This is a genomic window from Xanthomonas sp. WHRI 7064 (genome assembly GCF_040202355.2).
Taxonomy (GTDB): domain Bacteria; phylum Pseudomonadota; class Gammaproteobacteria; order Xanthomonadales; family Xanthomonadaceae; genus Xanthomonas; species Xanthomonas arboricola.
The window spans coordinates 4,644,093-4,667,864 of record NZ_CP167821.1 but is presented as its reverse complement, the minus strand read 5'-3'; the positions used below and the strand labels follow the sequence as shown (position 1 = coordinate 4,667,864).

At 65.8% G+C, this 23,772-nt stretch carries 16 protein-coding genes; 10 read left to right on the top strand and 6 right to left on the bottom strand.

Features of this window, described 5'->3' with window-relative positions; all coding sequences use genetic code 11:
• Positions 1–114 precede the first annotated feature (114 nt).
• Together ABQY74_RS19870 and hemH are read right to left on the bottom strand one after the other, a co-directional pair.
• Positions 115–981, bottom strand: coding sequence for an alpha/beta fold hydrolase (locus ABQY74_RS19870; RefSeq protein WP_065033378.1), 867 nt, complete (start codon positions 979–981; stop codon positions 115–117).
• A 2-nt stretch (positions 982–983) separates the two neighbouring features.
• Entirely contained in the window at positions 984–1,949 is a 966-nt protein-coding gene (gene hemH / locus ABQY74_RS19865; protein ID WP_039529583.1) for a ferrochelatase, read from the bottom strand.
• A 152-nt stretch (positions 1,950–2,101) separates the two neighbouring features.
• On the opposite strand from hemH, the gene ABQY74_RS19860 reads away from it, so the two are divergent.
• The 4 genes from ABQY74_RS19860 (at position 2,102) to tatC (ending at position 4,687) form a co-directional block, all read left to right on the top strand.
• Positions 2,102–3,004 (top strand): YSC84-related protein, encoded by a 903-nt coding sequence (locus ABQY74_RS19860; protein WP_161961306.1) that lies wholly within the window; start codon positions 2,102–2,104, stop codon positions 3,002–3,004.
• 73 nt (positions 3,005–3,077) lie between these two features.
• Positions 3,078–3,305: a Sec-independent protein translocase subunit TatA gene (tatA, locus tag ABQY74_RS19855; protein WP_016904256.1), complete on the top strand. Its 228-nt coding sequence runs from the start codon at positions 3,078–3,080 to the stop codon at positions 3,303–3,305.
• 15 nt (positions 3,306–3,320) lie between these two features.
• The gene (gene tatB / locus ABQY74_RS19850; RefSeq protein WP_349794555.1) at positions 3,321–3,953 is read left to right on the top strand and encodes a Sec-independent protein translocase protein TatB; all 633 of its coding nucleotides are present in this window, start codon (positions 3,321–3,323) and stop codon (positions 3,951–3,953) included.
• Positions 3,950–4,687 (top strand): twin-arginine translocase subunit TatC, encoded by a 738-nt coding sequence (gene tatC, locus ABQY74_RS19845; protein ID WP_039513578.1) that lies wholly within the window; start codon positions 3,950–3,952, stop codon positions 4,685–4,687. Before tatB ends, tatC begins: the two co-directional genes overlap by 4 nt.
• 182 nt (positions 4,688–4,869) lie before the next feature.
• On the opposite strand, the gene ABQY74_RS19840 is transcribed toward tatC, so the two are convergent.
• The 3 genes from ABQY74_RS19840 to ABQY74_RS19830 form a co-directional block, all read right to left on the bottom strand.
• A complete protein-coding gene (locus tag ABQY74_RS19840) occupies positions 4,870–5,769 on the bottom strand; it encodes a BPSS1780 family membrane protein (protein ID WP_016904253.1) in 900 nt (299 codons plus the stop codon).
• A 45-nt stretch (positions 5,770–5,814) separates the two neighbouring features.
• On the bottom strand, positions 5,815–6,579 hold the full coding sequence (locus ABQY74_RS19835) for a glutamine amidotransferase (RefSeq protein ID WP_016904252.1): 765 nt from the start codon (positions 6,577–6,579) through the stop codon (positions 5,815–5,817).
• A 526-nt stretch (positions 6,580–7,105) separates the two neighbouring features.
• Complete coding sequence (locus tag ABQY74_RS19830) at positions 7,106–8,920, bottom strand: GspE/PulE family protein (protein ID WP_016904251.1); 1,815 nt, start codon at positions 8,918–8,920, stop codon at positions 7,106–7,108.
• Positions 8,921–9,010: 90 nt separating this feature from the next.
• Between ABQY74_RS19830 and glyQ the strand changes: the two genes are divergently transcribed.
• The 3 genes from glyQ (at position 9,011) to ABQY74_RS19815 (ending at position 14,057) form a co-directional block, all read left to right on the top strand.
• Entirely contained in the window at positions 9,011–9,919 is a 909-nt protein-coding gene (glyQ, locus tag ABQY74_RS19825; protein ID WP_039513568.1) for a glycine--tRNA ligase subunit alpha, read from the top strand.
• Between the two features lie 293 nt (positions 9,920–10,212).
• Positions 10,213–12,468 (top strand): glycine--tRNA ligase subunit beta, encoded by a 2,256-nt coding sequence (gene glyS / locus ABQY74_RS19820; RefSeq protein WP_349794553.1) that lies wholly within the window; start codon positions 10,213–10,215, stop codon positions 12,466–12,468.
• Positions 12,468–14,057, top strand: a complete 1,590-nt coding sequence (locus tag ABQY74_RS19815; RefSeq protein ID WP_349794550.1) for a sulfotransferase — start codon at positions 12,468–12,470, stop codon at positions 14,055–14,057. Before glyS ends, ABQY74_RS19815 begins: the two co-directional genes overlap by 1 nt.
• Before the next feature lie 216 nt (positions 14,058–14,273).
• Here the strand turns inward: ABQY74_RS19815 and ABQY74_RS19810 are convergent, their stop codons facing one another.
• Complete coding sequence (locus tag ABQY74_RS19810) at positions 14,274–16,964, bottom strand: TonB-dependent receptor domain-containing protein (RefSeq protein WP_181142176.1); 2,691 nt, start codon at positions 16,962–16,964, stop codon at positions 14,274–14,276.
• Positions 16,965–17,203: 239 nt separating this feature from the next.
• Between ABQY74_RS19810 and ABQY74_RS19805 the strand changes: the two genes are divergently transcribed.
• From ABQY74_RS19805 to ABQY74_RS19795, 3 genes are all read left to right on the top strand, one after another.
• Positions 17,204–18,985: an autotransporter assembly complex family protein gene (locus ABQY74_RS19805; protein WP_349794548.1), complete on the top strand. Its 1,782-nt coding sequence runs from the start codon at positions 17,204–17,206 to the stop codon at positions 18,983–18,985.
• Positions 18,982–22,842 carry a translocation/assembly module TamB domain-containing protein gene (locus ABQY74_RS19800; protein ID WP_349794545.1) on the top strand — a complete coding sequence of 1,287 codons (3,861 nt, stop codon included), beginning with the start codon at positions 18,982–18,984 and terminating at the stop codon, positions 22,840–22,842. The genes ABQY74_RS19805 and ABQY74_RS19800 overlap by 4 nt, the downstream gene beginning before the upstream one ends.
• 357 nt (positions 22,843–23,199) lie before the next feature.
• Positions 23,200–23,751 (top strand): hypothetical protein, encoded by a 552-nt coding sequence (locus tag ABQY74_RS19795; protein WP_126968713.1) that lies wholly within the window; start codon positions 23,200–23,202, stop codon positions 23,749–23,751.
• Positions 23,752–23,772 lie beyond the last annotated feature (21 nt).

Here is a 23,772-nt window from a genome sequence, read left to right as displayed (position 1 = left end):
CCGTGCGCCGCTGACGATGCCTGCTGGCACTGAGGTCTGCTGGCGCATGCAAGGCAACAAGCACGAACGTCAACGCCGTGGCATCGCGCAGGACGCATGCACGCATTCCACGCATCACGCGTGCGGCGGCGGCAACGACGCCAGGAATCCGTTGATCACCGCCGCCACCGCGTCCGGCGCTTCCATGTGCACATGGTGCGTGCCCGGCAACAACTGCAGGCGTGCATCGCGCATCAGCGCCACGCGGTGATCGCGCAGGGCATCGGGGAAGTACACCTGCGCCGGCGTGGCGAAGATGGCCTGGGTCGGGCAGGCGATGGAGGCCAGCAATACGTCGATCTGCGCTTCGGTCATGCGGATGGCGGTGGGCAAAGTCAGGCGGGGGTCGCTGCACCAGCTATAGCCGCCTTCGACCGCGCAGACCCCGCGCTCCACCAGCAGCCGCGCGGCCGGTTCGGTGAGCTGGTTGGCCATCATGCGTGCGCGCACCGGCATCTCCATCGACGGAAACACCCGCAACGGCCGCTGCGCCAGCGTGCGTGCCGACGCCACCGCATCGCGCAGGCGGGTGGCGGTGCTCTCGACCGGCTCGGCCAGCGCGCCCAATGCCTCGATCGCGATCAGTGCCTCGACGCGTTCCGGCGCCGCAGCGGCCAGCAGGCTGGCGACGCCGCCGCCCAGCGAGTGGCCGAGCACGCTGAAGCGCTCCCAGCCCAGCGCATCGGCCACCTGCAGCAGAATCGCGATCGCGCTGCTGAGCGTGTATTCGGCGCCGGTCGGCAGCCACGCGCTATGGCCGTGACCGGGCAGATCCAGCAACACCAGATCCAGGTCCTGCGCGTGCAGATGCGCGCTCAGCGGTAGGAAGCTGGCGGCATTGTCGAGCCAGCCATGCAGCGCCAGCACCCGGCGCGGGCCACGTTCGGGATTGCGCAGCCCGGTGACCCGGCCGATCGCCAGGTCGCACGCAAACGGCTCCAACCTCACGCGCGTCGCGCCACTGCGGCCAGTGCCTGCGCGTGTGCCGGGCTGGCGTTGAGGCAGGGGATGTAGCTGAGCGTGGCGCCGCGTTCGGCCAGCGTTTCGGCAAAGCCCAGCGCCACTTCTTCCAGGGTTTCCAGGCAGTCGGTGGCAAAACCCGGGCAGACCAGGTCGAAGCTGCGCACGCCGCCTTCGGCTAGTTTCCACAAGGTCGGCTCGGCGTACGGCTGCAGCCAGCGTTCCGAACCGAAGCGCGACTGGTAGCCCATCTGCCATTCGTCTGCGCCGAGGCCGAGCGCAGTCACGATGGCCTGCGCGCTGCGCTCGCATTGCTGCGGATACGGGTCGCCGGCATTGGCCACGCGCTGCGGCAGGCCGTGGAAGGAGAACATCAGCTTCTCGCTGCGCCCATGCGCCTGCCAATGCGCGCGGATCGAATCGGCGATCGCCGCGACCCAGCCGGCGTCTTCGCAATAGTCCTGGATCACCTCCACCGCGATCTCCGGCGCGCTTGGGCGCCAGGCATCGATCACGTCCTGGATCGAGGCGGTGGTGGTGGTGGAATACTGCGGATACAGCGGCAGCACCACGATGCGCCTGATGCCGCGCGCGCGCAGGCCATCCAGCGTCTTGCGCAGCGCCGGGGCGCCATAGCGCATGGCCCACTCCACGTGCCAGTCCGGCATGACCTCTTTCAGGCCCTCGGCCAGGCGGCGCGTGTACACCGCCAGCGGCGAGCCGTCCGGCAGCCAGACCTTGGCGTATTTCTCGGCCGACTTGGGCCCGCGGATCGGCAGGATCACCCCGTACAGCAGCGGCTTCCAGAACAGCGGCGGGATCGCGACCACGCGGCGGTCGCTGAGGAACTCGGCCAGGTAGCGGCGCACGGCCGGGGCGGTGGGCGACTCGGGGGTGCCGAGATTGACAACCAGCAGGGCGGTATCGGAGGTGGTGTTCATGCGCACCATTCTGGCAGAGCGCAGCGGTGCTGCCGAGGACAGCGCATCGATCGCCGCCATTGACCGCCTCTGCCCCCCAGTTGCGCTCACCACCGATTCATTGCGCCACCACTAACGTCGCGCCATTGCTATCTTTGACGGATTGTCCTTTGGAGCTTGTCATGCCTCGTCTGTCGCGCCTGGCCCTGTTGTTGTCGCTGACCTTCGCCGCCGGCCATGCCGTCGCCGGCCCGGAAGAGGACCAGCGCGCGCGTAACGCGGTGCGCGTGCTCAACGAGATCATGAAGATCCCCGAGCAGGCGATCCCGGACAAGCTGCTCGACGAGGCGCGCGCCATCGTGGTCATCCCCGACACGCTCAAGGCCGGCTTGGTGATCGGCGGCCGGCGCGGGCATGGCCTGATGTCGATGAAGAATGCCGACGGCAGCTGGTCGCAGCCGGTGTTCGTCAAGCTCACCGGCGGCAGCATCGGCTTCCAGGCCGGCGTGCAGTCCTCCGACGTGGTGCTGGTGTTCCGCAACGACCGCAGCCTGGACAACATCGTCAACGGCAAGTTCACCCTCGGTGCCGATGCCGGCGTGGCCGCCGGCCCGGTCGGCCGCAATGCCGCCGCCGCCACCGACGGCCAGCTCAAGGCCGAAATCTGGTCGTGGTCGCGTGCCCGTGGCCTGTTCGCCGGCGTGGCGCTGGACGGCGCGGTGCTGCAGATCGACGATGCCGCCGACCTCAACGCCTACGGCGGCGGCGCCACCCCGCGCATGATCTTCGAAGGCCGCACCAACGAGCGTGCCTCCACCGACGTGATCGCCTTCCGCGACCGCCTGGAAGAGGCGACCTACACCGCACGCGCCAATCGCGGTACCGATGGCACCGCCGTCGACGGCGCCAGCGCGCCGCGTCCGGCAACGCCGCCGCCGGCACAGGCGACCACCACGCCGCCGCCAGTGGTGAACGAGGCCAGCACCGTGCCGATGCAGCCCAGCACGACGCCACCGCCGCAGCAGGGCTTCCAGCCGGTGTCCGATGGCGAAATCCGTACCGAATCGCTGGACGGCAACCGCTGACAGGCTGTCATCCCCCTGCGCGGTGCGCTGGGGTATCCTGCGTCTTCCTTCTTCTTCAGCAAGCGAGCAGATCATGGGCGGTTTCAGCATTTGGCACTGGCTGATCGTGCTGGTGATCGTGTTGCTGGTGTTCGGTACCAAGCGGCTCACCAGCGGTGCCAAGGATCTCGGCAGCGCGGTCAAGGAATTCAAGAAAGGCATGCACGACGACGACAAGCCGGCCGGCAAGCTCGGTGACGACACCCGCACGGCCGAGCAGGCACGTGAGGCGCAGGCCGAGCGCGATCGCGACGCGCGTTGATCCGGAGCGGCGTCGGTGTTTGACATAGGTGTTGGCGAACTGACGCTGATTGCGATCGTCGCCCTGGTGGTGCTCGGTCCCGAGCGCCTGCCCAAGGCGGCCCGGTTTGCCGGACTGTGGGTGCGCCGTGCGCGCATGCAGTGGGATTCGGTCAAGCAGGAACTGGAGCGCGAGCTGGAAGCCGAAGAGCTCAAGCGCAGCCTGCAGGATGTGCAGGCCTCGCTGCGCGAAGCCGAAGACCAGCTGCGCAACAAGCAGCAGCATCTGGAGCAGGGCGCCCGCGCGCTGCACGACGAGGTAGGGCGCGATATCGATATCCGCAGCACGGCCACACCAGTGGCGACACCGCTGGAGTTGGCGCATGCGGATCTGCCGCCCGCGGCGACTGCCACGTCGGCAGCGGGCGCTGCGGATGCGGCCGACCATGAGGCCGCACCGCTCATTGCCCAGGCCCAGCCGATTGCGCCGGCGCCGCATCAAACCTTGGTACCGGCCCCGCACGATACCGTGGTGCCGGCCCCGCATGCCGCGCATCTCAGCAGCACCGGCGCGCAGACGCCGGCCACCACCACGCCGATGGAGCCGAGCACGCTGAAAGCGCCGACCGAGCCGGCTGCGCCGGGCAATATCCAGGAGAAACAGCCGTGAGCCTGTTCGACGACGCACAGGCCGAAAGCAGTCTGATCGAGCATCTGGTCGAACTGCGCGCGCGCCTGGTGCGCGCCCTGATCGGCCTGGGCGTGGTGCTGCTGGCGTTGCTGCCGTTCTCGCGGGCGATCTATTCGTGGCTGGCCGCGCCGCTGATTTCGCAGCTGCCGCTGGGGCAGACGATGATCGCGATGAACCCGGCCGGCGCGTTCTTCGCACCGCTCAAGCTGACCTTTTTCGTGGCGGTGTTCTTCAGCGTGCCGTGGCTGCTGTACCAGGCCTGGGCCTTCGTGGCGCCGGGCCTGTACCAGCGCGAAAAGAAACTCGCATTTCCGTTGCTGGCTTCGGCGGTGGCGCTGTTCTACATCGGCTGCGCGTTCGCGTACTTCCTGGTGTTGCCGGCGGTGTTCCACTTCCTGACCACGTTCAAGCCGGACGTGATCGCCATTACCCCCGACGCCAATTCCTACCTGGATTTCGTGCTGGCGATCTTCTTCGCCTTCGGTGCGAGTTTCGAGTTGCCGGTGGCGTTGGTGATCCTGGTGCTGCTGGGCTGGGTCAGCCCCAAGCAGCTGAGCGAAGGCCGCGGCTATGCCATCGTTGGCATCTTCATCCTGGCTGCGGTGCTCACCCCGCCGGATGTGGTCTCGCAGCTGATGCTGGCCATCCCGATGTGCCTGCTCTACGAGCTGGGCATCATCGCCTCGCGCGCAGTGGGGCCGAAACCCGCCTAGCGCTTTTGCTGCGGTGAGGCGTGCCGACATGCAGGCGCGCAATCCGGCATCACCCGAACGCAATCACCCCCGTAGGAGCGCACCCGGGCGCGACCGGGGCTCTCCTGAGGAAAGCTTCGTCGCGCCCGGGTGCGCTCCTACGGATCAGGGTGTCGTTGTCAGCACATCCCGGGTCAAGGCGATCAGGCGGCAAACACATCCGGGCGCGACGGTGCCGTGGGCTGCGCGGTTGCGCCTGCGTGGGTGAACATCTGCTTCCAGGCGGCGTACACCGAGCCGGCGAATACCGGCATCAGCACCGCCATCAGCAGCAGCTGGGCCAGCCACATCGCCACGGTCTGGCCGGCCACCAGGCCGACGATCAGCGCCACGATCATCACCGCGAAATAGATCGCGAAGATGGCGATGAAGGCCAGCACGAAGAACACCAGCATCGCCGGCAGGTTGTGCAGGCTGGCGCGCAGGCTCTCGCGCAGCGCATGGCCGCCGGTGCTGCGGTCGAACATCACCTGCGGCGGCATCACGAACAGCGCCAGCGTCATCGCCGCGAAGGTGGCGATGGTCAGCAGCAGCCACAGCAGGATGCGCCCGGCCGGCAGGCTGGCGGCCAGCTGCTCGATCTGCACCGGGTCCGGCTGCGCGCCGGACTGGCTGATCTGGTTGATCTTGATCATCACCTCGGACAACTGCTGCAGCCCGCTGGCGCCGATCATCACCAGCAGCAGCACGCCCAGCAGCAGGCCGGCGATCAGCTGCGGCAGCAGCGACACCAGCAGATGCGGCGCGCGGCCGTCCTGCAGGCCGTGCAGCAGATGCGACGGCTTGGCGATGCGGCCTTCGTCGACCTCGCGGATCGCCCACAGCAGGCCGCCCATGAACAGCGGGCCGGCCAGCACCAGCAGGAACTGCAGGGCCGGGCCCAGCAGCGGCACCAGCACCGACAGCGACACCACCAGGGTGGCCGCCACGCTCCAGATCACCCCCAGCGAGCCAAGCGCCAGTGGCGCCCGCTTCAACAGCGAGAAACCGGTCAACAGCCATTCTGCGCCGGCAGACGCCGGCACCTTGCGGATTTCGCTCATTCCCATTCCGGATCGATACGCACCGGACCATCCGGCGTGGCGCGATTATCGCTGCTTTTGCGTGTGTGCGGCGGGATGAGTGGTCACTGTTTGCAGGCCGCGTGCGTGATGCACGAACCGGCGCAGCAGCTTGCGGGCGATCGGCGCGGCGGTGACCTCGCGGGCGACCGTGCGGGCGCAGTGCCCGTGGCGGGCAATGCACTCGGCGCGCGCCTGCACATAGCCGCGCATGTGGTGGGTGGCGAACTCGGGGTGGAACTGCACGCCCCAGGTGGCCTGCCCCCAGCGGAAGGCATGGCAACGGTCCTGCCGCGAATGCGCCAGCACGATGGCCCCGTCCGGGGCGCGCACCACGGTTTGCATGTGCGTGGCATGCGCCGGGAAATGTGCCGGCAGGCCGGCAAACAACGGGTCCTGCTCGGCTGGCGGGTGCAATTCCAGCGCGATGGTGCCGGACTCGCGCCCGGCCGGGTTGTAATCGACTTCGCCGCCCAGCGCGTGCGCCAGCAGCTGGTGCCCGTAGCAGATGCCCAGCAGCGGCATGCCCTGGTGGGCGGCATCGCGCAGCCAGGCGGCACTGCGTTCGCTCCAGTCGGCGCGGTCGGTGACGTAGGCGGCCGAGCCGCTGACGATGGTGCCGGCAAAGCCGTCGCGGTCGGGCAGGCGGCCGCCGTTGGCGACATCGACGGCGACGGTCTCATGCTCGGCCAGCCCGGCCGCGACGCGGATCCAGTGCCGAAAACGGCCGTATCGCTTCATCTCCGGCACGGGATGCCCGGTTTCGATGATCAGGAACGGCAAGGCGGACATGCGGACGGAAATCCAGCAGCGACTGATGTGCCCGATTGTAGGCAGCTCCAGCCGGTTTTTTTCAAGTGGCGTGCCAACGCATGCAGCTAAGGTTATTCCGGATGGCTATGTGCTGATGGCTGGGGGGCGGGGAGCTGGCTACTTGCGCTGTGTGGATGTAAGAGCAGTGATGGCTGAGATGGCTTGTGCCACGTCGGTTGCCGACTCGGTTGCCGCGGTGATCGTGCGCCGCTGATCTGGTTGTACTCGGCCGTGCCGTGTACCTGGTCAATGGTGAGGCCTGGTCCCTGCCAATGGCGGCATGTGCGTGCCGACGTACCCTCATCCGCCCTTCGGGCACCTTCTCCTGGTGGGAGAAGGGAGAACGGAGCGAGCCCCTCTCCCGCCGGGGCGAGAGGGCACGGCTTGCGCGCCACTGGCGCGCGTGCCTTGGAGCGCCCGCGTCGCAAACGTGGGCCGGGCGCGGAGCGGGGGGTGAGGCGAGGGTCGCCTGTGCCGATAACCGTGCAAGTCCCAGTCGATCCGCCTAGTCCCGCGGCGGCAACACCGACAACACCTCTTCCACCGTGGTCAGCCCGGCGGCGACCTTCTCCAGGCCGGTGCGCCGCAGCGTGCGCAGGCCCTCGCCACGCGCGGCGTGGCTGAAGCTGGCCAGGTCGGTGTCGGCGCGGATCAGGCTGCGCAAACGCGGGCTCACCGGCAGCAACTCGTACAGGCCGACACGGCCCAGGTAACCGGTGCGGCGGCATTCCAGGCAGCCGACCGGCGCGTGCACGTTCAGCACCTCCGGCAGCGCTTCGCCCGGCTCGCGGATCGCCGCCCACTCGTCGTCGCTGAGCGTATGCGGGCGCTTGCAGTGCACGCACAGGGTGCGCACCAGCCGCTGCGCCAGCACCCCGTTGAGCGTGGACGCCACCAGGTAATGCGGCACGCCCAGGTCCAGCAGGCGGGTGATCGCCGAGGCGGCGTCGTTGGTGTGCAGCGTCGATAGCACCAGATGCCCGGTGAGCGAAGCCTGCACCGCCATCTGGGCAGTCTCCAGGTCGCGGATCTCGCCGATCATGATGATGTCCGGGTCCTGGCGCAGCAGCGTGCGCACGCCGCTGGCAAAATCCAGGTCGATGTTCTGCTGCACCTGCATCTGGTTGAACTCGGGCGCGATCATTTCGATTGGGTCCTCCACGCTGCACACATTCACGTCCGGCGTGGCCAGGCGCTTGAGCGTGGAATACAGCGTGGTGGTCTTGCCCGAGCCGGTCGGGCCGGTGACCAGCACGATGCCGTGCGGGCGCTCGACCAGCGCGCTCCAGCCGGCGGCCTCTTCCGGGCTGAAGCCGAGCTGCTCGATGCTCTTGAACGCCGAATCCGGGTCGAAGATGCGCATCACGCACTTCTCGCCGAACGCGGTGGGCATCGTGGACAGGCGCATTTCCACCTCGCGCCCGCCCGGCGAGCGGGTCTTGATGCGGCCGTCCTGCGGGCGGCGGCGTTCGGCCAGGTCCATGCGGCCGAGCACCTTGATGCGGCTGACCACTGCGGTCATCACCGATGGCGGTACTTCCAGCACCTTGTGCAGCACCCCGTCGATGCGGAAGCGCATGCGCCCGGCCTCGCGACGCGGCTCCAGATGGATGTCGCTGGCCCGCTGTTCGTAGGCGTACTGCAGCAGCCAGTCGACGATATGCACGATGTGGTGGTCGTCGGCATTGACGTCGCCGGCGCGGCCCAGTTCCACCAGCTGCTCGAAACTGGGCAGGCCGGCACCCGGTTCGGCGCTGCGCACATCGCCGCGCGCGCCGCGCACCGACTGGGTCACGCCGAAGAACTCCATCGTGTAGCGATGCAGGTCCAGCGGGTTGATCAATGCCAGCTCGATGCGACGCCGGCTCAGATGCTGCACGTCGGCCAGCCATTCCAGCGCCAGTGGCTCGCTGGTGGCGATCAGCACGCGCTCGGCATCCAGCGCCAGCGGCAGGATGCGGTGGCGGCGCGCATACGCATGCGAGACCACACCGGTGACCGCGGCCACATCGATGCGGGTGGGATCGATGCGCAGATAGCGCAGGCCGGTGCGGGTGGCCAGCCATTCGGTCAGCCGTTCCAGCCCGAGTTCGCCGGCCGGCGGCTGCGCGGCATGCAGCTTGAGATTGGCCAGCAGCACCAGCGGATGCACCTCGCTGGCATTGCGTACGCCGGCGGCGGAGAACTGCACGCGCTCGTGTTCGTGCGGCACCACCATGCCATCGGCGAGCAACGCGGCAGCCACCGGATCGAACATCAACCGGCCGCGCGGCAGGATCGCCGCTGCGCTGTCTGGATCGGCCGTACGCCGCTGTTCCATGTTCGATGTTCCCCTGCAGCGGTGCTCCGCGGCAAAGCGCTGCGGGTCGGCCGGTATACTAGCGCACCCCTTCCGCACGGCCTTTGCTGCATGTCCGATTCCCGGCGCGTTCCAATCACTTTCCAGGGCCTGATCCAGACCCTCAACCAGTACTGGGCCGAGCAAGGCTGTGTGCTGATCCAGCCGCTGGACCTGGAAGTGGGCGCAGGCACGTTCCATCCGGCCACCTTCCTGCGCGCGCTGGGACCGGAGCCGTGGAATGCGGCCTACGTGCAGCCCTCGCGCCGCCCCACCGATGGCCGCTACGGCGAAAACCCCAACCGCCTGCAGCGCTACTACCAGTACCAGGTGGCGATGAAGCCCAACCCGGACAACATCCAGGACCTGTACCTGGGGTCGCTCAAGGCCCTGGGTATCGATCCGCTGGTGCACGACCTGCGCTTTGTCGAGGACAACTGGGAATCGCCGACGCTCGGCGCCTGGGGCCTGGGCTGGGAGGTCTGGCTCAACGGCATGGAAGTCACTCAGTTCACCTACTTCCAGCAGGCCGGCGGACTGGAGTGCAAGCCGGTGCTGGGCGAGATCACCTACGGGCTGGAACGGCTGTGCATGTACCTGCAGAGCTGCGACAACGTCTACGACCTGGTGTGGACCTACGGCCCGGACGGCACGCCGGTGAGCTACGGCGATGTCTATCACCAGAACGAGGTGGAGCAGAGCGCCTACAACTTCGAGCATGCCAACGTGGCCGAGCTGTTCCATCGCTTCGACGCCTGCGAAGCCGAAGCCAGGCACCTGGTCGAGGTCGGCCTGCCATTGCCGGCCTACGAACAGGTCACCAAGGCCAGCCATGCGTTCAACCTGCTGGATGCGCGCCGCGCGATCAGCGTGACCGAACGCCAGCGCTACATCCTGCGCGTGCGCGCGCTGGCGCAGGGCGTGGCGCAGGCGTATTACGCACAACGCGAGAAGCTGGGCTTTCCCGGAGTAAAGAAGTAACCAAAGCCCCTCTCCCCCGGGAGAGGGGTTGGGGTGAGGGGACGGAGGCGCAGTCCTCCTGCACCCAGACTCCACAGAGCTTCGCCGGTACCCTCATCCGCCCCTTCGGGGCACCTTCTCCCGGTGGGAGAAGTGACCAGCAGACCCCTCTCCCCCCGGGAGAGGGTTGGGGTGAGGGGACGAGGTGTAGCCCTCCTGCACCCAAACTCCACAGAGCTTCGCCCGTACCCTCATCCGCCCTTCGGGGCACCTTCTTCCGACCGGAGAAGGGAACACGTAAAGGTCCACGTCTTATGAGCGAACAACTTCCCCTGCTGATCGAACTGGGCACCGAAGAGCTGCCGGTCAAGGCGCTGCCGGGTCTGGCGCAGGCTTTCTTCGATGGCGTGCTGCACGGTCTGGAAAAACGCGGCGTCGCAGTCACCCGTGGCGATGCCAAGCCGCTGTCCACACCACGCCGCCTGGCGGTGCTGCTGCCGGGCGTGGCCACCGAGCAGCCCGAGCAGCGCTCCGAGGTGCTGGGCCCGTATCTCAACATCGCGCTGGATGCCGAGGGCAAGCCGACCAAGGCGCTGGCCGGTTTCGCCGCCAAGGCCGGGATCGACTGGACCGCGCTGGAGCGCACCAGCGACGCCAAGGGCGAGCGCTTTGTGCACCGCGCGGTGACGCCGGGCGCGCGCACCGCCGACTTGCTGCCCGACATCCTGCGCGAGGCGATCGCCGCGATGCCGATTCCCAAGCCGATGCGCTGGGGCGCGCACGAATACGCCTTCGCACGGCCAGTGCAGTGGCTGGTGCTGCTGTTCGGCGATAGCGTGGTTCCGGCCGAGCTGTTGGGTGTGCGTGGCGATCGCCTCAGCCGCGGGCACCGCTTCATGCATCAGGGCGAGGTGTCGCTGGCGGCACCGGGCGACTACGTCGAGGCCTTGCGCGCGGCGCATGTGCTGGTGGATGCGGACGCACGCCGTGCGCGCATCGTCGAAGAGGTCGAAGCCGCCGCCAGGCAGGCCGGCGGTAGTGCGCGCATCAGCGACGACAACCTGGAGCAGGTGGTCAACCTGGTCGAATGGCCGTCGGCGGTGCTGTGCAGCTTCGAGCGCGACTTCCTGGCGGTGCCGCAGGAAGCGCTGATCGAAACCATGGAGATCAACCAGAAATTCTTCCCGGTGCTGGACGACGGCGGCAAGTTGACCGAGCAGTTCATCGGCATCGCCAATATCGCCTCCAAGGACGTGGCCGAAGTCGCCAAGGGCTACGAGCGGGTGATCCGTCCGCGCTTTGCCGATGCCAAGTTCTTCTTCGACGAAGACCTCAAGCAGGGCCTGGAGGCGATGGGCGCGGGCCTGGCCAGCGTGACCTACCAGGCCAAGCTGGGCACGGTGGCCGACAAGGTGGCGCGTGTGGCGGCGCTGGCCGAGACGATTGCGCCGCAGGTGGGCGCCGATCCGGCGCAGGCGCGTCGCGCCGCGGAGCTGGGCAAGAACGACCTGCAATCGCGCATGGTCAACGAATTCCCGGAGCTGCAGGGCATTGCCGGGCGTCATTACGCCAAGGCCGCCGGTGAGCCGAGCGAGATTTCGCTGGCGATCGACGAGGCCTACCAGCCGCGCTTTGCCGGCGACGACATCGCACTGTCGCCGCTGGGCAAGGTGCTGGCGATTGCAGAACGGCTGGATACCTTGGCCGGTGGCTTTGCGGCCGGTTTGAAGCCGACCGGCAACAAGGACCCGTTCGCGCTGCGGCGTAATGCCCTGGGGCTGGCGCGGACGGTGATTGAGAGTGGGTTTGATCTGGATTTGCGCGAGTTGTTAACGAGAGCCTTGAGTTCGGCGTACAACGCGTTGATCAATAGCTCGCCTTTCGAGACTAAAGCCATCAAGTCGCACTTCGGCGATAGCGGTATCACGACAGAAGAACTCCCCGAAGAAAATTCAAAAATCCAAGCCCGTCGATTCACAATCCCTGATCTTGCGCCAAAAAGCGCTGAGCTCTTCGACTTCATCCTCGACCGCCTACGCGGCTACTACGCAGACAAGGGCGTTCCTGCCACGCACTTCAACGCGGTCGCCGCACTGTTCTCGGTCGCGCCCGAGGGCGCTCCTACTGGGCTCGTAGGAGCGCACCTGGGCGCGACCCACGGCTCCCTCTACGACTTCGACCGCCGCATCGATGCGATCGGCATCTTCGCCACGCTGCCCGAAGCCGAAGCCCTGGCCGCAGCCAACAAGCGTATCCGCAACATCCTGCGCAAGGTCGAGGGCGAGATCCCCGGCGACATCGACACCACGCTGCTGCGCGAACCGGCCGAAGAAGCCCTGGCCGAAGCGGTGGAAGCGGCAATCGGCGATACCGGCGATGCATTGCACCGGCACGACTACGTCGCCGTGCTCGCGCGCCTGGCGCGGTTGCGCCCGCAGGTGGACGCGTTCTTCGACGGGGTAATGGTCAATGCCGAAGACGCGCAACTACGCGCCAATCGCCTGGCCCTGCTGAAGAAGCTCGGCGACCGCCTCGGCAGCGTCGCCGCCATCGAGCATCTGTCCAGCTGATGGCCGCGTCCGCCGGCGCGGCGCACTGGCAGACCGCGCAGGCCGCGTTGGCACGCCGCGACCTGGCTGTGGCGGCGTCTGCGTTGCAGGCGCTGCTGGAGGTGGAGCCGGCGCATGTGGCGGCCCGCGTGCTGCTGGCCGGCACCGTGCTGGCCAACGGCAGGATGCGCGAGGCGGTTGTGCAGCTGCGGCTGGCCGAAAACGATCTGGGCGACGACGTGACAATGCGTTGCCGCGTGGCGCAGGCCTTGCTGCGTGTCGGCGAGCATCGCGCACTGCATGCCTTGCTGCGGCACCCGTCGGTGATGCGGTGCCAGGACGGCGCGACCTTGGCCCTGCTCGCGCACGTGCATCAATCCCTGGGCGAACATGTTGACGCACTAACGATGATGCAGCGCGCGCAGGCCTGCGGATTCGATGGACCGGATTTTCGTTTCTTTCTTGCGGTGCAATTGCAGTTCAATGGTCGCCTCGATGAAGCGGCGCAGGCGCTGGAGCATGCGCTGGCGCACACGCCCGGCTATGGCCGCGCGGCGTTGACGCGTGCGCGCCTGCGCCGGCAGAGCGCCAGCAGCAACCATGTGGAACAACTGCGTCAACAGTTGCAGCTCGCCAAGCCCGACAGCGAAGATCGCGCCGGGCTGGCGTTCGCGCTGTACAAGGAGCTGGAAGACCTCGGCCAGACCGAGGCCGCATGGGACGCGCTACAGCACGGCAACGCGGTGATGCATGCACGCCTGCGTCATGACGCCGACGCCGAGGCGGCGTTGTACGCGCAGCTGGGTGCGCTGGCCGGCCAGGGCGTGTTCGCTGCGCAGCAAGCCCCCGTCGCACACGGCCCGCAACCGATCTTCGTGCTCGGTTTGCCGCGCTCGGGCACCACGGTGCTGGAGCGGATGCTGGGTAATCATTCCCAGATCGTGTCGGCTGGCGAGTTGAACGACTTCGGCCATCAACTACGCTGGGGCGCCGACCAGGCCGGTCGCAGCCTGCTGGATGCGCGGCTGCTGCAGGCCTTGCCGACGCTGGACTACGCGCAGATCGGCGCGCGTTACCTGGAACAGACGCAATGGCGGGCCGGATCGGCACGCTGGTACATCGACAAGTTACCGGCCAATGCAGTGGCGATCGGCGCGATCGCGCGCGCCTTGCCGGGGGCATTGATCGTGCATCTGGTACGCGAGCCGATGGCGGTGTGCTTCTCCAATTACCGCGCGCTGTTCGGCGACTCCTACGCCTACAGCTACGACCTGCGCACGCTGGCGCGTCACTATCAGGCGTATCACGCATTGATGGCGCAGTGGCGCGCGGCATTGCCGGGCCGGGTGATCGATGTGGACTATGCGCAGATGGTGCGCGATCCATCCACGGTGTTGCAGCAGTTGATGGCGCGCTGCGGGCTGCAGATCGAGCCCGGGCAGATCGATATCACCCGCAATGCGGCCGCATCGGCCACGCTGAGCAGCGTGCAGGTACGCGAAGGCGTGCATGGGCGCAACGTTGAAGAATGGCGGCGCTACGCCGCGCAGCTGGAGCCGCTGCGGCAGGCCTTGTTGCATGCCGGCCTGATCCAGACCGACGCACGCTGACAACGGCCAGCGAAACGACGCGAAGATGCCGCCGCGACGCATGCAGTGTGGCAGCAAACAAAGTGCCTGCGTGTCGCCAGCCGCGTCGTGTCTGGCCACTCCAAGTTCGCCCACTCGCAGCAGCGGCGATCCCCAAGCGCTCGATCCAAAAACGCTTGTCTCAAAACGCCAACGGCAGCCCCATGGCTGCCGTTGGCAAATACCGCCCTGGCTGACTCAGTGCGCGCCGAAACGCCAGTTGAGCTCCAGCATGTAGGAACGTCCGTAACCGGTGTAGTTGAAGATGTTGTAGTACGGATAGCTGCTGTAGGTGCGATCGCGCGGCGGCCGGGTGTCGGCCAGGTTGTTGACCGTGGCGGTCAGCGAGATGTCGTCGTTGACCGCATAGTCCAGCGTGGCATTGAGCGTGGTCCAGGCACCGACCTTGCGTGCGCCTTCCACCGCATAGCCATCGGTGCTTTGCTGTGCGGTGAAGTTGGGCGTACGTCCGTAACGCTGGCCGAACAAGGTGGTGGTCCACGCATCCTTCTGCCAGGTGATCGAGGCATTGGTGATGCTGCGGAACTCGGAGGAGAAGAACGGCTCGCTCAGCAGGTCGCGCACCGGGTCTTGCGGGAACTGCTGACTTTCATGCTTGAGCGTGAGGTTGTATTGCGCGTCGAACACGAACAGGCCCCAGGAGTCGGTAGCCAGGTTGTAGGTCGCCTTGGTCAGCACGCCGGAGATTTCCTCGTTGGAAATATTGACCGGGTTGATGCGGATGTTGCTCAGGCGATTGGGTACCGGCGCATCGGCGGCCGTGCGATCGATGCGCGACAGCGCGTCCACGCAGGTGGGCGAGTTGATATCCAGGGCGCCGAGCCGGCAGGCCGATTCGTTCTGCAGCAGGGCATCGGTGCTCAGGTCGCTGACCTTGTCATCGATCTTGATGTTGTAGTAATCGGCGTTGACGCTGAAGCTTGCGCTCGGCGACCACACCACGCCGGCACCCCAGGACTTTGCGGTGATCGACTTCAGATCCGCATTGCCGGACCGACGGCCCTGGATGCTGGTGCCGCCATAGGTGCAGTCGGCGATCGGCACGTTGGGTTCTTCGAGTGCGCAACGGTAGTAATCGTTGACGCCCTGGAAGAAGCCGCTGTCGCCAGCGAAGGAAAACGCCATGTCCGGTGCCTTGAACGCGGTGGCGTAATTGCCGCGGAACAACAGCGAATCGATCGGACGGAATTCCAGCGCGGCCTTGTAGGTGAACTTGGAATCGCCGCCGCCGCCCTGGTTCTTGTAGTCGTCGTAGCGGCCCGACAGATTGGCGGTCAAGGTGCTCAGGATCGGCACCCGCATTTCGAAGGCCGCCGCCCAGTTCTCGCGCTTGCCGCTGCCCTGGGTGCCGGTCAGCTGGTAGAAGTCGCCAGCGATCACGCGTTGGTCGGTCGGGTTGGTCCAGTACTGATTACCGGCCTGCACCACACCGGCGACGCCGACCGCACCGGCCGGCAGGTTGAACAACTCGGTGTTGGTCAGCTGCAGGTTGACGTTCTGGGTCCAGGTCCGGGACTTGGTGCGGATTTCGTCGTTGAAGCTGCGGTACTGCGCCGGCGTCAAGGCGCGATAGAAGTTGGCATCGTTGGGTGAATAGATCGGGTAGCCGTAGTACTCGCCCTGCGGAGCGCCAAGGAACTGTTCGCGGAAGAAATCTTCGATGCGGTCGGCCAGTGGCCACTGCTGACGGCTTTCGATGCGATATTCCGAGCGTGCGTAGTAGGCATCGTAGGTCCAGTTGCTGGCACCCAGGCCGCCTTTCAGGCCAAGCGCGATGTTGTAGGAGTCGGCAGTCTGGCGGTCGTTGTTGAAGTTTTGATTGCCGGTTTCCTCCGGCGCAAAGATGCGTTGATAGCTTTCGAGCTGCTGGCTGTCCTGATTGTAGAAAAAACCACCGGTATCGGACGAGGTCTGCCAGAAGCGGGGACCACTATTGACCTCGACCTTGGTGCGATTGAGCAGCAGGGTCGAGTACAGCTCGACGTTGTCGTTGAAGGCATAGCTCAGGTTGGCATAGCCGCTGGCGCTGCGTTCCTTGTTGAGGATGCTGGCGTAGCCCGGCTCGGTGCGACTGCTGCAGAAGTTGCCGCGGTTGGCGCGGTTGTCGTACTGCACCGAGCCATTGAACAGCGGTCCCAATGCAGCGCAATTTTCGGCGCCCGGATCGAGATAGGTGGTGGGCAGGTTATGCAAGGCAATGCGTGAACCGTAACGCAGGGTCGGGTCAGGATTGTCGCTGGTGGAATCGAAGTCGCGGCGCTGGTAGCCGTAGATCGGATCCTGATTGTTGAGCTGCAGGCCCCACACGATGTTGGCGCCACCGATCTCGCTGCCGCCGGTGAGCTGGAAGCGCTGGTTGTTGCCGCCACCCCCGTCGTAGGTGCCCATGCGGTAATTCATCTGCACGCCGTCCATGCGCTTCTTCAGGATGATGTTGACCACGCCGGCAATGGCGCTGGAGCCGTAGATCGAGGACTGGTTGCCCGGCGCCACGTCGATGCGTTCGACCATGCCCACCGGCACGCTGGCCAGGTCGACGAAATTGCTCTGGCCGTTGTAGAGCAGTGGGTAATCGGCCATCGGCCGGCCGTCGATCAGCACCAAGGTGAAGCCGGGGTCCAGGCCGAGCAGGCTCAGCGATTTGGCGCCGGCAGTGAAGCCGCCACTGAACTGACCGTCCTGGACCGAGCCGGTGGCCATCGGTTGCGAGCGCAGCACGTCGTAGACGTCCTTGAAGCCGCGGCGCTGGATGTCCTGGGCGGTGATCGAAAACACCGGGGTCGCGGTTTCGACCTGGGAACGGGGAATCAACGACCCTGTCACCGTGACCTTGTCCAGTTGAGTCACTTCACCTGAATCCTGTGCCATCGCAAGCGATGGCATGGTCAGGGCGGTGCACACGGCGGTGACCAGCAAATGACGTTTCATGAAACGCACCTCTCTCTCCAAAGGTATGAACGGGCGCGCGGCAATCGGGGGGCCGCACGCAATGGGTGTCAACGAAACGTTAACAACGTGCCGACTGTACCGAGTTCTATCCGATGCCGTATAGGCGTGTTTCTTCAGTTTTTTTGTCCCTTCACGCCCAGGCTGGGTATCCTTTGCCGATGCTTAAAGCCGCGTTTGCTCTCTCCCTGCTGTGCACCCTGTTCGTTCCGCTGCAAGCGGTGGCCCGGGCGACCATCGACAAGATCGAAATCAAGGGCTTGGACGACGACGCCGACGCCGAGATGATCGAGAACATCGAGGTCTCCCTGTCTCTGTATGAGGCCGTTGGCAAGGAGCAGGGCGAGTCGCGACTGGAATATCTGCTGGCGCAGGCCGAACGGCAGACGCGCGAGGCGCTGGAACCGTTCGGCTATTACTCGCCGACCATCGAGCTGGCCGCGCCGCGCACCGGCGACAAGGTGACGGTGGTGATCACCGTTGAGCGCGGCGAACCGGTACGCGTGCGGCAGTCGCATATCTCCATCACCGGCTGGGCCGAGCAGGACCGTTACCTGGGCCAGGATCTCAAGCAGTTCGAACCACGCGAAGGCCAGGTCTTCAGCCATCCGCAGTACGAAGCGAGCAAGGTGCGCATCACCCGCCGGCTGGCCGAGCGCGGTTACTTCGATGCCGACTTCACCCAACGCCGCGTCGCGGTGACGCGCGCCGAGCACGCCGCCGATATCGATCTGAACTGGGATAGCGGCCGCCGCTACGACATGGGCAAGGTGCGCTTTGACTACGACTATTTCCGTCCTGGCCTGTTCGAGCCGCTGGTGTATTGGGACGAGGGCAGCTACTACCACGAAGGCAAGCTGGATCGCCTGCGCGAGTCGCTGACCAAGCTGGATTACTTCAGCACCATCGACATCCAGCCCAAGCCGGAAGAAGCCGACGACCAGGGCCGGGTACCGGTGGATGTGAAGCTCACCCGCGCCAAGCGCACCGTCTACACCTCCGGCTTGAGCTACGGCAACGAGAGCGGCGCCGGTGTGCGTGGCGGCGTGGAGCGCCGCTACGTCAATTCGCGCGGCCACAAGATGGACACGCAGCTGGATTACGCGCAGAACCGCAAGAGCCTGACCACCAGCTACCGCGTGCCGGCGTTCCGCTGGCTGGATGGCTGGTACACCGCCTCGGCGCGGCTCTACGACGAGCAGACCGAATACATCGACCTGCGCAACGTCAAACTCACCGGCAGCCGCAGCGGCCAGATCAACGAGCGTTGGAGTGCAATCGCCTCGATCAACGCCTTGCGCGAGCGCTGGCGGTTCAGCAGCGGCAGCGATTTCACCGATGCGGTCTACGAGACCTCCACGCTGATCTATCCGCAGTTGCAGGTCAATTACGTCAATGTCGACGACCGCCTGTTCCCGCGCAGTGGCGTGTCCGGGCAGGCATTCATCCGCGGCGGTGCAGAAGGCGCCGGCTCGGATACCAATTTCGGCCAGCTCTACGGCCAGCTGCGCTGGTTCCTGGGGGCCGGCGACAACGGCCGGGTGATCCTGCGCGGCGAAGGCGGCGCCACCTGGACCAGCGACCTGGTGGCGATGCCGCCGAGCCTGCGCTTCTTTGCCGGCGGCGCCAACAGCATCCGCGGCTATGCCTTCCGCGAAGTGGGCCCGCGCACGCCCAAGCCGGACGAATTCGCGCTCGGTGCCAAGAACGTAGTCACTGCCAGTGCCGAATACGAGCATTACCTCAAGGGCGGCCCCTGGGGCGGCGCGGTGTTCGTCGATAGTGGCAGTGCCTTCGACGACACGCCCGACTGGCACACCGGTATCGGCTTCGGCCTGCGCTGGCGCTCGCCGGTGGGCCCGGTGCGCGTGGACATCGCGCATGGCCTGAACGACCCCGACTCGCAGTTCCAGCTCTATATCGATATCGGGGCCAACCTGTGAGCACGCCGACGCCGACGCCACCCCCCGCACCGCGCCGCGCGCGTTTCTACCGCCGCCGCCGCTTCTGGGTGGGCTCCGGGCTGACCGTGCTGGGCCTGGTGTTGCTGGCGCTGATCGCGGTGTACTGGCTGCTGCAGACCGTGGCCGGGCGTGACGTGTTGCTGGCGCAGGTGACCGCGCGCTTGCCGGTCGGTGCCACCTTTACCTACGGCAAGGTCGAGGGCCCGGTGGCCGGCCCACTGACCCTGCGCGATGTCGATTTCCGTTATCAGGACATCCACTTCACCGCCGAGCGTGTGTACCTGGAACCGGACCTGCGCCCGCTGCTCGGGCGCAAGCTGCAGCTGGATGCGGTGCAGGTCAGCAATGCCAGCCTGAATCTGGGCAAGAGCGAGGAGCCATTCACGCTGCCGAGCTGGCCCGAATCGCTGCCGCAGATCAACGTGCCGCTGGCGATCCAGGCCGACAAGATCGCCGTGGAGAATCTGCGCATCACCCAGCTGCAGCAGCCGATGATCGTCCTGCACAAGGTGCAGGGCGGGCTGGAAGTGGCCACCGGCGAATTGCGCACGCGCAATCTGGTGGTCGATACCGACATGGGCGACTTCCGCCTGCACGGCGACTACGTGCCCAACGACGATTACCGCGCCGACCTGACCGCCACCGCGGTGCTGCCGGCCGCACGTGGGCGCACCCCGGCCAGCCTGGGGCTGGTCGCACGCGGCGATCTGGACAAGATGGAAGTGGCCATCGCCGGCCGCGCGCCGGCACCGCTGCAGGCCAGCCTGGTGTTCACCGGGCGCGACGATCCGACCTGGGCCTTCAAGGCCGTCACCGACGCGCTGGATACCTCGCTGCTGACGCCGGCCACTAATGGGCAGTACGCCGCCCCGGCCACACCGATCGCATTGAACCTGCAGGCCTCCGGCAAGGGCGGCAACGCCGACCTGCAAGGCAGCGTCAAGCAGGGCGAGCTGAGCGCCACCTTGCAGCCCTCGCACATCAGCCTGCTGGACCAGGTCATCACCGTCGAACCATTGGTGATCGATACCTTCGAAGGCCGCGCGCAGTTGCGTGGGACTGCCGATTTCCGCGACACGCAGAATCCGAGTTTCCGTTTTGCGGTCAACGCCAGTGGCCTGCGCTTCACCCCGACGCCGGACCCGGCCACCCCCGATGCGCCGGTGGTGCCGGTGGAGTTGGTCGATGCGCGCCTGGGCGTGGCCGGTAACCTGAAGGCGTGGGCGGCGATCGGCCGCGCCACGCTGGAGCGCGACGGGCAGCAGGCCGCGCTGGTGTTCGACAGCCGCGGCAACGATCAACGTGCGCAGCTCAAGCAGGTGCAGGCCAAGACCCCGGGCGGCTCGCTGGATCTCACCGGTGAGGTGGGCTGGACCCCGGAGCTGCAGTGGGATGTCACTGCCCAGCTGGCCAAGTTCGATCCGGGCTACTTCGCGCCGGGCTGGAACGGCAATCTCTCCGGCAAGGTCGCCTCCAAGGGCCGCCAGTTGCCGGCACCCGCCGGTGGCGTGTCGCCGGGCTTCGAGGCCACGGCCGATATCCCGAGCCTGACCGGCCAACTGCGTCAACGCGCGCTGTCGGCCAACGGCAAGTTCGCCCTGCGTGGTGAACAGGGCGAGGGCCAATTGCAGCTGTCGCTGGGCAATAGCCGCATCACTGCCAAAGGCAAGGTCGGCGACCAGCTGGATATTGCCGCGCAATTGCAGCCGCTGCAGCTGGATGATGTCTTGCCCGGCGCCACCGGCACGATGCGCGGGCAGCTGCAGGTCAGCGGCCGTCGTGACGCGCCCGACATCACTGCCGACCTGGTTGGCAATGGCTTGCGCTGGAACGACTACAGCGCGCAGAGCATCAGCTTGCGCGGGCGTCTGCCATGGCGCGGCAGCGACGGACAACTGGCCTTGCAGGGCACCGCGATCGAAGCCGGCGTGGTGCTGGACAGCGTGCGCGTGCAGGCACGCGGTGCGGTGGAAGCGCTGCGCCTGGATGCCGATATCGCCAACAGCATGGCCAACGTCGCGCTGCAGGGCGATGTCCGTCGCAATGGCGAGCGTTGGCAAGGCCAGGTCGCCACGCTGCGGATCGCACCGGCCAAGGGCGATGCCTGGGCGTTGCGCCAGCCGGCGCAGTTCAGCACCGATGGCGCCGCGTTTACCCTCTCCGACACCTGCCTGGGCGCGGCCACCGGCGGTGCGCTCTGCGCCAGCGCCAACTGGCCGCGCGACGGCATGGTGGTGCATGGCGATGCACTGCCGCTGTCGCTGGTGCAACCGTGGCTGCCCAAGCAGGAAGGGCGGCAGATCTATCTGCGTGGCGAGCTCGCGCTTGATGGCAGCTTCAAGCCGCGCGGCAATGCCTGGGAAGGCTCGTTCCGCATCGCCTCGCCCGAAGGCGGTATTCGCCTGGGCGAAACCCGCTACGCGGCGGTGGCCGGCAACCCCAATCGCGGCGAGTTGCTGCGCTACGACCAGTTCAGCGTGCAGGCCGATTTCACCCCGCAGCAGATCCAGGCCAAGCTGGGTATCGGCTTCCAGGGCGCCGGGTTTGTCGATGCCAAGTTCAACACCGGCTGGGATGCGTACGCGCCGCTCAACGGCGAGCTGTATCTCAATATGTCGCGGCTGTATTGGCTCGAGCTGGTGGTGGCCGATGTGGTGCAGCCCAAGGGCCTGGTCGAAGGCCATGTGAGCCTGCGCGGCACCCGCGACAAGCCGCTGCTGGGCGGCGATGCAACCTTGAGCAATTTCACTGCCGAATATCCGTCGATGGGTTTGACCCTGAGCGAGGGCAAGGGCCGCTTCGACGCATTGCCGGATGGCTCGGCCAAGATCACTGCTTCTGCCAAGTCGGGGCAGGGCACGCTCAACATCGATGGCGGGCTGTCGTGGTTTGGCACCAGCACGCCGTTGCTGCTGAATATCCGCGGCGAAAACGTGCTGGCCTACAACACCAGCGAGTTGCGCATCATCGCCAACCCGGACATGCAGTTCGGCATCACCGACAACACCATGCAACTGCGTGGCAAGGTCACCGTGCCCGAAGCCGACATCGACCTGGAACGCCTGGATCGCGGCACCTCGGTATCCGAGGACGTGGTGGTGCTGGACCCGGTGGATCCGGAAGAAGCGCCCGCTTCGCCGCTGGATATGGACCTAGCCATCGTGCTTGGCGACAAGGTCAACATGAGCGGCTTCGGCCTGAAGGGCGGGCTGAGCGGGCAGATGCAGATCCGCGCGCGCCCGGGTCGCGAGATGACTGCCAACGGCGGGCTGGACGTGCGCGGCCGCTACAAGGCCTACGGCCAGGACCTGACCATCAGCCGTGGCCAGCTGACCTGGAACAACAACATCGTCTCCGACCCACGCGTGAGCCTGCGCGCCGAGCGCAAGGTCGGCGATGTCACCGCCGGCATCGACGTCAGCGGCCGTGCCGAATCGCCGCGTGCCGATGTGTGGTCCGAGCCGGCGATGTCGCAATCCGAAGCGCTGTCGTACCTGGTGCTCGGCCGCGGCCTGTCCACCGCCAGCAGCGACGAAACCCAGCAGGTCAGCGCGGCCTCGGCCGCCCTGTCGGCCGGCAGCAGCCTGATCGCCTCGCAGATCGGCGCCAAGCTCGGCTTGGACGAAGCCGGCGTGAGCGAATCCAGCACCGTCGGCTCGGTCGTGGGCTTCGGCAAGTACCTCTCGCCAAAACTCTACGTCGGCTACGGCGTCTCGATGGTCGGCAGCGGCTCGGTCCTGACGCTGAAATACCTGCTCAGCCGTGGCTTCGATATCGAAGCCGAATCCAGCACGGTGGAGACCAAGGGCTCGGTGAACTGGCGGCGGGAGAAGTAGTTTCTCGCCATGCCTGAGGATTGGCGCAGGGAGGCGAAGAATTCACTAAATTTTGCGCCAAGCTCGGATTTGCGAGGATTCAGCGTAACTACTGGGCGAAGCGCTAGCGGATGCTTCTGGTAGCTTCATTCACAGACGACGAGGCTAAATGGTTTTAAATTCAGCCTGTTACAGCAAGAATATGTTTATTATAATTAATAAAGCAATAAGGGCATAGCTTCTTGCGCTCAGGCGAACCGCAAAACCCCGTTAGATTTTTAACGATCGTATGGTCTTGCGCGTTTTGGCTAAAGCTGTTTGAAGATTACAAGTCACTTGGTAATTATCAATTAAGCTATCCATTAAAAGGATTTTAAAATGCAAAAGCGTAAATTCGTTCTGGCCGCCAATGTAATGGCCGCTGTTCTTATGCTAACAGGTTGCGAATGGTCGGCTACTATCCGCAAGAAGGTTGGACAGCCTGCGGAGGGGGAAATTACAATCAGAGGTGGCGGAAGATCTTCTGTCCTGAAAAATATGGGGCTAGTAAGTGCGGCTATTAGCGCTACTGATATTTATATTGAAACGGCCGGGACAGATTTCAATTTGAATTCAGTTGGAAATGTTGCCATTACGCTATCAGATGATGCTGGAAATCTTCTTGCTTCATCTACATTTCCATGGGTAAAATCTGGAACAAAGCTCGTTTTTCAGAATCCTGAAACGGTTCAATCGTGGCTAAATTCCTACCCATCAGCAGTTGGGGTGAATACAAAGATCAATTATGGGAACACCCCTATAGATGGGGCTGATCACGTTATTTCTTCAGCAGTTATGTATCAGGGAGAAAAGCGTGCATCAAGTAGCATCACGGTGCCAGCTGAATGCTGGTCACGGTTCAGGACCAGGGTGGCGTGCGCCAGTATGTAAGGCCAACGGAAGTTGCCGCTC

Bases quoted from the DNA above. Each gene is read 5' to 3' on its own strand.
- hemH (WP_039529583.1), bottom strand. From the start codon at position 1,949: ATGGTGCGCATGAACACCACCTCCGATACCGCCCTGCTGGTTGTCAAT.
- ABQY74_RS19860 (WP_161961306.1), top strand. From the start codon at position 2,102: ATGCCTCGTCTGTCGCGCCTGGCCCTGTTGTTGTCGCTGACCTTCGCC.
- tatA (WP_016904256.1), top strand. From the start codon at position 3,078: ATGGGCGGTTTCAGCATTTGGCACTGGCTGATCGTGCTGGTGATCGTG.
- ABQY74_RS19840 (WP_016904253.1), bottom strand. From the start codon at position 5,769: ATGAGCGAAATCCGCAAGGTGCCGGCGTCTGCCGGCGCAGAATGGCTG.
- ABQY74_RS19835 (WP_016904252.1), bottom strand. From the start codon at position 6,579: ATGTCCGCCTTGCCGTTCCTGATCATCGAAACCGGGCATCCCGTGCCG.
- ABQY74_RS19830 (WP_016904251.1), bottom strand. From the start codon at position 8,920: ATGGAACAGCGGCGTACGGCCGATCCAGACAGCGCAGCGGCGATCCTG.
- glyQ (WP_039513568.1), top strand. From the start codon at position 9,011: ATGTCCGATTCCCGGCGCGTTCCAATCACTTTCCAGGGCCTGATCCAG.
- glyS (WP_349794553.1), top strand. From the start codon at position 10,213: ATGAGCGAACAACTTCCCCTGCTGATCGAACTGGGCACCGAAGAGCTG.
- ABQY74_RS19815 (WP_349794550.1), top strand. From the start codon at position 12,468: ATGGCCGCGTCCGCCGGCGCGGCGCACTGGCAGACCGCGCAGGCCGCG.
- ABQY74_RS19810 (WP_181142176.1), bottom strand. From the start codon at position 16,964: ATGGCACAGGATTCAGGTGAAGTGACTCAACTGGACAAGGTCACGGTG.
- ABQY74_RS19805 (WP_349794548.1), top strand. From the start codon at position 17,204: ATGCTTAAAGCCGCGTTTGCTCTCTCCCTGCTGTGCACCCTGTTCGTT.
- ABQY74_RS19795 (WP_126968713.1), top strand. From the start codon at position 23,200: ATGCAAAAGCGTAAATTCGTTCTGGCCGCCAATGTAATGGCCGCTGTT.